This is a genomic window from Micromonospora sp. WMMC250, assembly GCF_027460215.1.
Classification (GTDB): Bacteria; Actinomycetota; Actinomycetes; order Mycobacteriales; family Micromonosporaceae; genus Micromonospora; species Micromonospora taraxaci.
In genome coordinates this window covers 3,511,271-3,523,845 of sequence record NZ_JAPZBJ010000002.1, presented here as the reverse complement: position 1 = coordinate 3,523,845, position 12,575 = coordinate 3,511,271, and the positions used below count along the sequence as shown (strand labels likewise).

The window sequence follows — 12,575 nt, the reverse complement described above, 5'->3', positions numbered from 1 at the left end:
CGCAAACCTCTTGATCAACCCGATTGGGGGGTGCGGGCGGTGCGGGCGGTGCGCCAGGTGGAGAGGGCCAGGGTCGCGGAGTAGCCGGCCAGGACGATCACGTGGAACAGGTACAGCCAGAGGAGCACAGCGACTCCCGCGCCGATCTCGTCGAAGCCACCGAACGGCACCCCCAGGTCCAGGGGGAGCGAGGCGAAGAGCACGAAGCCGTGCAGGAAGCCGGAGAGGTTGGCCGCCGTGAACGACCCGATCGCGAGCGTGGAGAGCCAGTCCGGTGAGGCCGGCCCGACCACCCGGAACACCCACATCAGCACCGGCGTGAGCACCAGCCAGACCGCCAGGAACGACAGCACCACGCCGAGGACACCGAGCCAACCCCCCTGGCGTACGAGGCCGGTGGTGAGCGGGAGCGCCAGCAGGATCGACAGCAGCAGCGCGGGGGCCGGCGCGAGCAGCGGCAGCAGCAGCAGCCGGCCCCGCCAGCCGACCAGGTGCTCGTCGGTACGGGGCGCGGCGACCGACACGAAGGCCCGGCGCAGACCCTCGCCGTAGAGCGACGCGGGCAGCAGTGAGGCCAACGCCAGCAGCGGGGTCAGCTCCACTCCGGCGTTGACCAGAGCGTCCACCGCCCGGGGCGCGCCGATGGCGGTGGGCAGGGCCTCCACGGCGTGCGAGGTGAGCCGGCGTACCCGGTCGGCGCCGGCCACCAGTGAGGTGAGCCAGATCGCCAGGAGGGCGACCGGCACCACAGCGATCGCCCCGTAGAAGGTGATCGCGGCGGCGTGCAGCGACAGATCCCGCCCACGCACCGGGCGGAACGCGGCGCTGGTGATCCGCTTCGCCCGCTGCCATCCGTTGCCCATCGCCGTCTCCTTCCCTGTCGTCCGGGCCCTCACTCCTTAAGATCGCCGGTCATGACTGTTGTCACGACCGAACGCCTCATCCTGCGCGACTGGACCGATGATCCGGCCGACCTGGCGCGGATCTACGACATCTACTCCCGTCCGGACATCACCCGTTGGTTAGCCGTGTCGCCCGGCCTGCCGATGACCGACAGGGCCCAGGCCGCCGAGCGGCTGCGCATCTGGCGGGACCGGCACGCGGCCGACGGCGGCCGGTACGGCACCTGGGCGATCGAGGTACGCGAGACGGGTCAGGTGGCGGGCACGGTGCTGCTCAAGCCGATCCCCGGCGTCGACGAGGCGGTGCTCACCGAGCAGATCGAGACGGGTTGGCACCTGCACCCGGACTCGTGGGGTCACGGGTACGCCACCGAGGCGGCCTCCGCGGTCCTGGCACGGGAGTTCGCCGCGGGCGGCCCGGAGGTCCACGCGTTGGTGTCGCCGGGCAACGAGGCGTCGATGGCGGTCTGCCGGCGGCTCGGGATGACGCACGTCGGCCAGCGCACCGACTGGTACGGCGGCGAGCTGTTGGAGACGTTCGTGGTGCGAGCGCCAGATGCCTGATCGTTCCGTTACGACCTGACGCAAGATCCGCGCAGGTGCAGGGAAGGTGTCGCCTCCAGTCGTCGGAGGCGGCACCTTCCTTCGCGTTGTCGGCGGTCGAGAGTGGGCAACTCCGTCAATAGTTACCGTGGTCGAAGTGTTGACGCTCCCGTAGCACGTCAGTAACCTTTGGTCAAAGTAACGCAAGATTTCGACAAAGACGTGCACGGTTCTGTGCATGCGTGCGGAATATTCAACGGGCCTCCTGGGGGGCCCGTTGATGCTCGGTACCCCTCGACGCCGGCCCGCCTCACCGGCCGGCGACGCACCGCCGCTCACCCCCACCCGTGGTCACCCCCGCCCGCGGCAACCGTCCCCCGACGACAGGACAGTCATGAGACGAACGAATCTGTTCAGAATGGTCGCGGCGACAGCCGCGGCCACGCTGATCGCCACGGCGGGAGCGACAGCTCTCGCGAACCCGGCCGGCGCAGCCCGCCCCGCCGACAAGGCGGCAGCGCCGAGCAGCGGCTTCGCCCCGGCAGCCACCAACCTCGCCCAGGGCCGACCCACCCAGGAGAGCGGCCACGCCGACGTCTACGACTCGTCGAAGGTCGTCGACGGCAACGCGGGCAGCTACTGGGAGAGCGTCAACAACGCGTTCCCGCAGTGGGTGCAGGTCGACCTCGGCGCAGCGCAGAGCGTCAACCAGGTCGTGCTGAAGCTGCCGACCAACGGCTGGGCGACCCGGACGCAGACGTTGAGCGTGCGGGGCAGCACGAACGGTTCGTCCTTCACCGATCTGGTCGGGTCGCAGACGTACACCTTCAACCCGGCGAGCGCCAGCACGGTCACGATCAACTTCAGCTCGACCTCCACCCGCTACGTGCGGATCACCGTCACCGCGAACAGCGGCTGGCCAGCGGGGCAGCTCTCCGAGCTGGAGGTGTACGGCAGCGGCGGCACCACCCCGGACACCACCGCGCCGAGCGTGCCGGGCAACCTCTCGTACACCCAGTCGGGCACCACCATCAGCCTCAACTGGGTCGCGTCGACCGACAACGCGGGCGGCAGCGGCATCGCCGGCTACGACGTCTACCGCAACGGCGCGTTCCTCCAGTCCGTCGGCAATGTGACCACCTTCAACGACACGCAGCCGGCCACGGCGACCGTGTCCTACTACGTGCGGGCGCGCGACGCCGCCGGCAACCTGTCCGGCAACAGCAACACGGTGACCCGCACGGGCAGTGGCGACACCACCGCGCCGAGCGTCCCGGGGACGCTGTCGCAGAGCACGTCGGGCAGCACGATCACGCTGAACTGGGGTGCCTCCACCGACTCCGGTGGCAGTGGCCTGGCCGGGTACAACGTCTACCGGGGTGGCAACCTGATCGCGACGCTCGGCACCGTCCTCACCTACCAGGACACCCAGCCGGCGACGGCGACCGTGTCCTACTACGTGCGGGCGCGCGACGGAGCCGGCAACCTGTCCGGCAACAGCAACACCGTCACCCGGACCGGCAGCAACCCGCCCGCCTGCACCAACGTGGCGCAGGGCAAGAGCATGACCGCGAGCGGCTCCACCTTCACCTTCACCCCGGACAAGGCGAACGACGGGCAGCTCGGCACCTACTGGGAGGGCGCGGCCAGCTACCCGCAGAACCTGACGGTGGCGCTGGGCGCGAACCACTCGATCTCCGGTGTCACCGTCAAGCTCAACCCGGATTCGTCCTGGGGCACCCGTACCCAGACCATCCAGGTCCTCGGCCGCGACCAGGCGTCGTCGTCGTACACCAGTCTGGTGTCGGCGGCGGCCTACCAGTTCGTGCAGGGCACCAACGTGGTGACCATCCCGGTCAGCGCGACCACGGCGGACGTGCAGTTGCGGTTCACCGGCAACACCGGCGCACCGTCCGGGCAGGTCGCGGAGCTTGAGGTGTGCGGCACGCCGGCACCCAATCCCGACCTGGTGGTCAGCTCGGTGACCTGGTCACCGTCGTCGCCCAGTGAGGCCAGCGCGGTCACCCTGTCGGCAGTCGTGCAGAACATCGGATCCGCCGCCGCGGGGGCCACCACCGTCAACTTCAGCCTGGCCGGCGCGGTCGTCGGCAGCGCCGCTGTGGGCGCGCTCGCCGCGGGCGCCTCGACCACTGTGTCGTTCAACGCCGGTACGCGGCCGATGGGCAGCTACGCCGTCTCGGCGGTGGTCGACCCGACGAACACGATCGTCGAGCAGAACAACGGCAACAACAGCTTCACCGCGGCGTCGCCTCTCGTGGTGACGCAGGCGCCGGGCCCGGACCTCCAGGTGCTCAGCATCGCCTCGAACCCGCCGAACCCGGCGGTCGGGGCGTCCGTCACCTTCACCGTGACGGTCCGCAACCGGGGCACCACCGCGACCGGCGCGACCACCGTCACCCGGCTGGTGGCGGGCAGCACCACGCTCAACACCAACACCGCCTCGATCGCTGCCGGCGCGACAGTCACCGTGGCCGTCAGCGGCAGTTGGACCGCCACCAGCGGCGGTGCCACCCTCACCGCCACCGCTGACGCCACCAACGTGGTCGCCGAGACCAACGAGAGCAACAACGCGTTCAGCCAGTCGATAGTGGTCGGGCGCGGGGCAGCCGTCCCGTACGTCTCCTACGAGGCGGAGGCCGGCCGCTACTCGGGCGCGCTGCTGGAGACCGACCCGCTGCGCACCTTCGGCCACACCAACTTCGCGAGCGAGTCGTCGGGCCGCAAGTCGGTACGCCTCACCAGCACCGGTCAGTTCGTGGAGTTCACCTCGGCCAACCAGGCCAACTCCATCGTGGTCCGCAACTCCATCCCGGACGCTCCCGGTGGTGGTGGCATCGAGGCGACGATCAGCCTCTACGTCAACGACGTCTTCTCCCGGAAGCTGACCCTGTCGTCGAAGCACAGCTGGCTCTACGGCAACACCGACGGGCCGGAGGCGCTGACCAACACCCCGCAGGCCGACGCCCGGCGGCTCTTCGACGAGTCGAACGCGCTGCTGGCGCAGTCGTATCCGGCGGGCACCCGCTTCAAGTTGCAGCGCGACTCGGGTGACACCGCCTCGTTCTACGTCATCGACATGATCGACCTGGAGCAGGTGGCGGGGCCGGCGAGCCAGCCGGCCGGCTGCACCTCGATCACGTCGTACGGCGCGGTGCCGAACGACGGGATCGACGACACCGCAGCCATCCAGCGGGCGGTGACCGACGACCAGAACGGTGTCATCGGCTGCGTCTGGATCCCCGCCGGGCAGTGGCGGCAGGAGCAGAAGATCCTGACCGACGACCCGCTGAACCGGGGCATGCACAACCAGGTCGGCATCAGCAACGTCACGATCCGGGGCGCCGGCATGTGGCACTCGCAGCTGTACACGCTGACCGAGCCGCAGAACGTGGTGGGCGGCATCAACCACCCGCACGAGGGCAACTTCGGCTTCGACATCGACAAGAACACCCAGATCTCCGACATCGCCATCTTCGGCTCGGGCCGGATCCGTGGCGGTGACGGCAACGCCGAGGGTGGCGTGGGTCTGAACGGTCGCTTCGGCACCGGCACCAAGATCAGCAATGTGTGGATCGAGCACGCCAACGTGGGTGTCTGGGTCGGCCGCGACTACGACAACATCCCCGACCTATGGGGGCCGGCCGACGGGCTGGACTTCAGCGGCATGCGGATCCGCAACACGTACGCCGACGGCATCAACTTCAGCAACGGCACGCGCAACTCGCGGGTGTTCAACTCGTCGTTCCGCACCACGGGCGACGACGCCCTCGCCGTCTGGGCCAACCCGTACGTGAAGGACCGCACCGTCGACATCGCCCACGACAACCACTTCGTCAACAACACCATCCAGTTGCCCTGGCGGGCGAACGGCATCGCCATCTACGGCGGCTACGACAACTCGATCGAGAACAACCTGATCTACGACACGGCGAACTACCCGGGCATCATGCTGGCGACCGACCACGACCCGTTGCCGTTCTCCGGGACGACGCTGATCGCCAACAATGGGCTCTACCGCACCGGTGGCGCATTCTGGAACGAGGACCAGGAGTTCGGTGCCATCACCCTCTTCCCGGCCACCCGGGACATCGTCGGGGTCACCATCCGCGACACCGACATCATCGACTCCACGTTCGACGGCATCCAGTTCAAGAACGGCGGCGGCAACATGCCGAACGTCGCCATCACCAATGTGCGGATCGACAAGTCCAACAACGGCGCCGGAATCCTCGCGATGAGCGGCGCGCGCGGCAACGCCAACCTGACGAACGTGACAATCACCAACTCGGCCGACGGCAACATCGTCATCCAGCCGGGCTCACAGTTCGTCATCAACGGCGGCTAGTCCGCCGCTTGATCACCACCGTTTCACCGATATCGGGGTGTCCCGTTGCCGGGGACACCCCGATATCGGCGATCTGGAGTCGACCATCGTCGGGGTTCGTGGCGCAGGGTCCGTCGTGGTCGTCGCGGCGTCGGCAACGTCCCGCGCCGTCGATCCTGGCGTCACAGAACACTCGGGTACGCAGGAACTGCGCGTCCTCCTCGCTGAGGGTGGTCTCGCCGAAGTCGACGACGGCGAGGTGACCGAGCGAGTCGCGAAGTGCCACGGCCAGGGCGGTAACCCCTTCGAGGCTGGTCAGCGTGGTCGGGAGGTGGATGATCCACCTCGGTGACTGGCTCACGGCAACGCCACCGTTCCTCCAGCGATCAACGTCTGCACCTGCTCATCGGTCAGGCCGCGCCGCTCCAGGACACGACGGCCCCAGCGGTGCACCCGGCACGGGTGTGCTGCCTCGTCCCTACGGCAGCGCGTACCGTCGGGCCGCTCGGGGGTGTGCACGGTGACCGCCCTCAGCGCCAACACGACGTCCTCCGTGGTGACGTGGGGCGGCAGCGGTAGATCGTCGACAGAGCCCATGGTTCTCCCGTCCGGGCGGCGACCTCCCGACGAGCGTTATGCCTCAGAGTCATATTTATGACTCTGAGGCATAACGCTCCCGACGGTGACCGACCCGATCTGTTGTCCTGGCTGTCCACGATGGTCTTTTCACTGCTGGCGCTAACGCAATCTTTCGCGGCAGAATCCAGACCAAGGGGCGAGGTGTCTTACACGACGACAGTCAGGGAGATGACGTGGACGACTCCGGCAGCACAGTCCCACGGAGGCAGCTCGGCAGATATCTGAGAGAGCTTCGCGAAAACGCCTATGTGACGGTCACTGCCGCGGCCAAGGAATTGGAATGGTCGGCACCGCGAATCTGGCGGTACGAAACCGGCCAGGTCCCCATGCACCCGAACGACGTGGCGGCCATGTGCCGGGTCTACAACGCGACTCCAGAGACGATCGAGACGATGCGGGCGCTGGCCAGGGAGACCAAGGCGCACGGCTGGTGGCACAGCTACGGCGAGGCGATCAAGGACTGGTTCAAGCTGTACGTCGGTCTGGAAGCCGCCGCCACCCGCATCCGCAAGTACGAGGCGGACCTCATTCCCGGGCTGTTGCAGACGGTCGAGTACATGACCGAGCTGATCGTCACCGACCAGCCGCAGATGGCCGAGGCGGAGCGGCAGGCGAAGATCGACGTGCGGCTTCGCCGTCAACGGCTGCTGGTCCGGGCGGTGCCCCGCGCCCCGCGCCTCGACGTCATCCTGAACGAGGCGGTGCTGCGCCGCCCGCTGCGCGACCGGTCGGCCATGGTCCGGCAACTGGAGTCGCTTGTGGTGTCGTCGCGGCAGCCCACCATCGGCATCCGGGTGCTGCCGTTCGACGCGGGGCTGGTGCGCTGGGCGCAGGCTGGCACCTTCACCATGCTCGACTTCCCGTCCGAGGTGCGCCAGCCGGAGCCGACCACCATCTACATGGACGGCCCGTGCGGCGCGGTCTACCTTGACAAGACCCACGAAATCGAGATCTACGACGACGCGTGGCGCTCGCTCAGTGAGCGGGCGCTCAGCGCCGACGAGTCCCGTGAGCTGATCGCGGCCATAGCGAAGGAGATGACCGATGGAGCGTGACGGAGTCTGGCGCACGTCGACCCGATCCGGCAGCGAGGGCGACTGCGTCGAGGTGGCGGGCTTCGCCGAGACGGTCGGCGTACGCGACAGCAAGGACCGGCAGGGGCCGGTGCTGACCTTCACCCCCTCGGCCTGGACCGCATTCGTCGAGTTCACGGTGGTGAGCCAGCCCGTGCGATGATCAAGATCGGCTCGCCGACGGGGAGGCTGACAACTCAGCATGGGCATTGTCACGACCGCGTTCTGCCTCGCCGTACCCACTCTGTTCGTGCTCTGGCTCTGGGGTCGGCCTCTGCTCACCGGCCGCTGGAAGACTCCGGGCTGGTTCGCCGCGACGGCCGGGCTCTCGATCGTCGCCACCGCTGTCACCTGGTTCGTCGGGGCGTTCGCGGGTTCCTCCATGAACTCGGAGGAGTCCTGCCGACAGGCCGGCGTCAGCTACGACAGCGCCTACCGCGCCGCCCACTGGCGTGAGTCGGCGCGATGGTTCCCCCTCCACGACCGATGCAACGCCACCCACGACCTGGTGCCCGCCTGGGTCAACCCAGCTCTGGTGCTGCTGTCCCTGCTGGCCGTGCTCTGCCTCGGCGCGGCGGTCTGGCTGGCCGTCGTGCGCCACCCGCGACGCTATGCGCACCTGTCCACCGATGTGGCGTAGAGGCGGCGAACCCGGGGTGACCAGCGAATCGGCACGCCACGAGACCCTGCCTGTCGCCTTGCCCGGCACGTCTCGACCGTGGCAATACAGTGTCAGCCACTCTGAACTGGAGATCAGAGGCGTTGCCGCTGGGGGTGCGGTAACGCGCAGGTGGATGGCAGGCCCAGCAAACCTCGTTGCGATGGTGGCGCGATTGTCGAAGAGCCGCGGGCAGCACGTCGACAACCTGCTGCGCGCCGCGCAGGTCGATCAGTCCGAGATCGAGGTGTCCGGTCCGTCAGCCCTGCGACGACTCGCTCCGGTGCTCGGTCTGCACCCGGCCGACCTCTTCGTCCTGGCCGGCCTCGACGTGCCGAGTGACCTGGCACCCTGCGCGGCTCCGGCCGGCTCGATCCTGGACCACCTTGTGAAGACCGCCCTTCTTCTGCCCAGCGAGCAACGCGAACACCTTCTCGGGGCGGCCCGATCGATGCGGCCTCCCGAGCCGGCCGTACCGATCGTGCGGGAGCCCGATCGGTTTCCGTACGGACCCGGGGCGGTGATCGTGCGCCTGCTCCGTAACCGCAATCTGGACAGCCTGAACTCAGCAAAGATGGTGTATCGGCTGGCCGGAATCGGGCCGCTGTCGGCGGCGACCATCAATGTGGTGGGCCTCGGCGGTAAAGAACTGGACCCTCAGCTGTTGTCCGGTTTCGCGACGGTGCTCTCCTACCGGGTCGAGGACCTGGCCGCGTTGATCGACATCGAGGTGCCGCAGGCCCTTCCGCCTGCGGACACCGCGTCTCGTCAGGTGGCAGAACTGATCTGGGAGGTGCGTCACCTGAGCGCCGATCAGCTCCGCGCCCTTCAGGAAAGCTAGTGCCGGCCGCCGTACGCCGTCCAGGAGTGGGCGACCAGGCTTGATCGACACGAGGTCGGCGAGGTAAGGGTGTTGGGGAGCGGGGATACCGCCAGGTCGGCGATGTGGTGTCGATCGAGGGCAATAGCCGTACCGCGACAACGGGCCCGAGCGAACAGCTGCTCGGGCCCGTTGTCGTGCGTTCTCAGCCGAAGGACTTGACCCCGCGCCAGTCGTCGCCCAGGACGACCTTCACCGGCCCGCCTGTGTCGGTCTTGGACGGGTGGTAGATCCGCATCATGCCGTCGGTGCCCGACCGGGTCCAGAAGTCCGGAATCCGGTCCCCGCTGACGTCCGGGATGCTGATGATCGCGCTGATGTTGGCCTCGGACCATCCCGTGCCGTACGAGACGTCGCCGTCGCGGGAGCCGGCCGCCGTCTTGAGCGAGTCCAGGTTCACGCTGCCCGGGAGTGAGCCGGGCTTGCCGTGCCGGACGTACATGTTGCCGTTGTCCATGTTTCGCCAGAGCAGGTCCGGTGTGCCGTCCAGGTCGATGTCCGCCACGTTGACGATCTCGCGGCGGGCCCAGGCGGAGCCCTCCATCAGGGTCGCCTCCTGGAAGCTGCCACCGGTGTAGCCGCTCAGTGTCCAGAACGCGGTTCCGGCTCGCAGGATCAGGTCCGGAAGCTTGTCGCCGGTGATGTCACCGACCGCCTTGATCTGGGTCCAGGTCGAGGGTGCCGGTATGGCGGTCCCACCGACGCCGGTGGGCGGCAGGAGGACCCGCAGGCGGCGGTCGACGTCGAAGGTGCCGTACCCGTCGCCCGGGTAGATCCAGAACCCACCGTCGGGGGTACGGACGAACATGTCGGTCGTACCGTCGCCGGGATAGACGTCGGAGTGCTTGGCGAGCAGGGCTGCGTTGCCGGTGGCCGGGTCGAACCAGTGACCTGTCGGGTTGAGCTTGCCGTCGGCGGTGTAGGAGCCGACGAGCCAGGCGTACAACTCGCCGCCCGTGTCGCCGGCGTAGTTGCGCAGGTTGCCCGAGGAGTCCACCAGGAGCAGGTCGGGAATGCCGTCACCGCCCGTGTCACCCGGCCCGTCGGCCGTCGAGCGGGGCGGCAGGTAGAACGTGTAGTCCGTGCGGGCGCTGCGGTTGCCGACCGTGTCGAACGCGTACACGTGCAGGGTGGTGGGCCCGGCGTGCCGGGGTGCCAGGTTGGGCACGGTGGCTGTGCCGTTGGTGGCCGGGACGGCCACGGCGCCGATGCTCTCGAACGAGTACGTGAAGCTCGTGGCGCCGGAGGCGCTGAACGTGATGGGACCGGTCTCGCCGAACTTGATCGTCGCCCACGTCGCGCCGTCCGGGGTGGCCCGCTTGAAGACGTCGCTGGTGACGTCCGGCGCCGGAGGCGCGGAGGCGTCGACGGTGAGGCGGCACGGCTCGCTGCCGGGTGGGAAGAACGAGGACGAGGCGCCGACCGCGTCCTCGGCGCTCACCTCCCAGGAGTAGACCGCCTTGTCCTCCAGGTTGCCGGCGGGGATCGTCAGGCTGGCCCTGCCGTCGCTCGTCGTGGCGACCACGGTGCCCGCCGGAACAGCCGCGCCGTTCTTCCAGAACCGGAAGCGCAGGCTCTTGAGGTTGCCGTCGCCGTCGGAGGAGTTCGCGGAGAGCACGATGTTGGTCTTCGCCACCGTCACGCCCGCGCCGGGCCCGGGAACGCAGGGGCCGCCGGGGGAGGTGGCGCCGTTGACCGGCTCGTTGGGCGGCCGGTTGTAGGTGACGCTCAACACCGCGGAGCTGACCGCGAACTTGCGCCAGGTGATCGTGTCGGACTCGCTGGTGGCGCGCATGCCGAAGGTGAGGTTCGACCAGCCGGCGTTCGCAGCGGCCTGGGCGCCCTTCTTCACGTCGAAGCTCGCGTAGTCGTCGGCGCAGCTACTGCCGTAACCGTAGGCGAAGGACCGCCGGGACTCCTCCTCCACCCACGTCGGTTGCTTGTTCCAGGTGCTGCCGCTGGAGATGGCGCCGGTGCGCCAGAGCTGCATCTCCCGGGCCGTGCACTGCCACGAGTGGTTGTTCAGCACCTTGAAGGTGGCGGAGGTTACCGTCGCGCCCTTGATCTTGGTGTCGTAACCCATGCGCCAGAAGGAGCGGGCGCGCAGCGGGGTGTCCTCGTCGTAGCCCACCCGGGCGTCCGTCGTCCCGGAGTTGAAGTTGGTGCCGTTGTAGGTGTTGGTGTTGGGGTGCTGCGAGTAGACGGTGGCCCAGGCCAGCTTGCCGCTGGTCATCGTCGGATCCAGGAAGACGGGGAAGAGCACGTCCGCGTCGGTGAGCAGCCCGGTGGCGGCGGCGTCGAGGTGCAGTCGGGCGTCACCCGTGCCGTCACCGTCGAGGCGGGTGGGCATCTGGGCCTGGCGTGCGCCGGGCTCGCCGCCGACGAGGCCGGACAGCTTCAGCACGTCGGCGGGCGTGGCGACGGACGTACGGGGGGCGCTGTCCGGTGCCTCGGGATCGCGTCCCGCGGAGTCCCAGGCGAAGGGGCTGGGGATCGAGCTGACCTCTTCCCCGCTGACCTTGTCGAGGGCCCGGACACCGCCGGTCGTCGCGTCGCGACGGAAGACCACCGTGTCGGACCGCAGGCCGTAGGTGAGGGTGCTGACCGCCTGGATGGTGTCGGCCGCACGGTTCTTGACGATCAGCAACTGTCCGAAGCCGCCGTCGTCGCGCGCGACGAGGAGCAGGTCCACCCCCGGTCGGACCTCGGGGTAGAGGGCGCGCGGCCCGTCGAGCACCGGCTTCGGCAGCCGACCGGGCCAGGTGTACGCGATGGTGTGTCCCTCGACGTCCATCTCGGTCAGGACTGTCGACGCGTCGTCTCGCTGGTCCGGGGCGCTGCCACCGGAGAACCGCACGGGCGTGACGGCATTGACGGGACGGATGGTCAGCCCGCCGGCGGCCGTCCCGGCGCGGGTCAGCGTGTTGTCGACGGCCACCCACTGTCCAGTGGTGTTCTTCGTCCGCTGCGGGGTGGCGTGGGTCGTGGTGCGCAGGTGTCCGCTCGGCAGCGCCCAGGTGAGTGAGGTGGCGCTGGTGGCGGTTTCCACGAGCACGTCCGTGCCGGTCCGCAGCGCCTCGGCCATCGCGGTCGCCTCGTCGCGCGGGGCGGGGGGCATCGGCGCGAGGGCGGTGTCGCGAGGTTGGTCGGCCCACGGCGTCGGGAGCGGGATCGCGACGAGTGCGGCCAGCAGGACGCCCAGGGTGAGGATCAGCCTGGTGCGCGTACGCACGAATGGGCTGAGCAGGCGAGGCACGGTCACGGCGCTTCTACTCCCCTGGGGGGCCGGCAACAAGGAAGGCACAACAAGTGGCCCCTTTCGGCGGACCGAGGGGCAAAATGCGAGCACACGATCGCACGACGTGAGGGCGTCTCGTCTATCCCGTGAACGTTATGAATCCGTTACAGGCCGCCTCGGTGTTGCTGGAAGTTCGGGCAGATTTCGATCTTGTGTCGGGTTTGGTGGTGCCTTTCGCAGAGCCTTGTTGACATCTGCCCGGAAGGCCCCATTCCTGCCTGCCAGAGCTAACTGATC

At 68.7% G+C, this 12,575-nt stretch carries 10 protein-coding genes; 6 read left to right on the top strand and 4 right to left on the bottom strand.

Annotation, left to right across the window (positions count from 1 at the left end):
* Positions 1–14: 14 nt before the first annotated feature.
* Positions 15–863 (bottom strand): YhjD/YihY/BrkB family envelope integrity protein, encoded by an 849-nt coding sequence (locus O3438_RS15405; RefSeq protein ID WP_269680620.1) that lies wholly within the window; start codon positions 861–863, stop codon positions 15–17.
* A gap of 51 nt (positions 864–914) precedes the next feature.
* Here O3438_RS15405 and O3438_RS15400 point away from each other — a divergent pair, with 51 nt between their 5' ends.
* Both O3438_RS15400 and O3438_RS15395 read left to right on the top strand, forming a co-directional pair.
* Positions 915–1,466, top strand: a complete 552-nt coding sequence (locus tag O3438_RS15400; RefSeq protein ID WP_269680619.1) for a GNAT family N-acetyltransferase — start codon at positions 915–917, stop codon at positions 1,464–1,466.
* A gap of 373 nt (positions 1,467–1,839) precedes the next feature.
* Positions 1,840–5,811, top strand: coding sequence for a CARDB domain-containing protein (locus O3438_RS15395; RefSeq protein ID WP_269680618.1), 3,972 nt, complete (start codon positions 1,840–1,842; stop codon positions 5,809–5,811).
* On the opposite strand, the gene O3438_RS15390 is transcribed toward O3438_RS15395, so the two are convergent.
* Entirely contained in the window at positions 5,798–6,151 is a 354-nt protein-coding gene (locus tag O3438_RS15390; RefSeq protein ID WP_269680617.1) for a hypothetical protein, read from the bottom strand. The genes O3438_RS15395 and O3438_RS15390 overlap by 14 nt on opposite strands.
* Positions 6,148–6,387, bottom strand: coding sequence for a hypothetical protein (locus O3438_RS15385; RefSeq protein WP_269680616.1), 240 nt, complete (start codon positions 6,385–6,387; stop codon positions 6,148–6,150). Before O3438_RS15385 ends, O3438_RS15390 begins: the two co-directional genes overlap by 4 nt.
* 215 nt (positions 6,388–6,602) lie before the next feature.
* Here O3438_RS15385 and O3438_RS15380 point away from each other — a divergent pair, with 215 nt between their 5' ends.
* The 4 genes from O3438_RS15380 to O3438_RS15365 are packed head-to-tail and all read left to right on the top strand — an operon-like array spanning position 6,603 to position 9,001.
* Positions 6,603–7,484, top strand: a complete 882-nt coding sequence (locus tag O3438_RS15380; protein WP_269680615.1) for a helix-turn-helix domain-containing protein — start codon at positions 6,603–6,605, stop codon at positions 7,482–7,484.
* Entirely contained in the window at positions 7,474–7,665 is a 192-nt protein-coding gene (locus O3438_RS15375; protein ID WP_269680614.1) for a DUF397 domain-containing protein, read from the top strand. The genes O3438_RS15380 and O3438_RS15375 overlap by 11 nt, the downstream gene beginning before the upstream one ends.
* 39 nt (positions 7,666–7,704) lie before the next feature.
* On the top strand, positions 7,705–8,142 hold the full coding sequence (locus tag O3438_RS15370) for a hypothetical protein (protein ID WP_269680613.1): 438 nt from the start codon (positions 7,705–7,707) through the stop codon (positions 8,140–8,142).
* A gap of 16 nt (positions 8,143–8,158) precedes the next feature.
* Positions 8,159–9,001 (top strand): hypothetical protein, encoded by an 843-nt coding sequence (locus O3438_RS15365; protein WP_269680612.1) that lies wholly within the window; start codon positions 8,159–8,161, stop codon positions 8,999–9,001.
* Between the two features lie 184 nt (positions 9,002–9,185).
* Here the strand turns inward: O3438_RS15365 and O3438_RS15360 are convergent, their stop codons facing one another.
* A complete protein-coding gene (locus O3438_RS15360; protein WP_269680611.1) occupies positions 9,186–12,302 on the bottom strand; it encodes a DNRLRE domain-containing protein in 3,117 nt (1,038 codons plus the stop codon).
* Positions 12,303–12,575 lie beyond the last annotated feature (273 nt).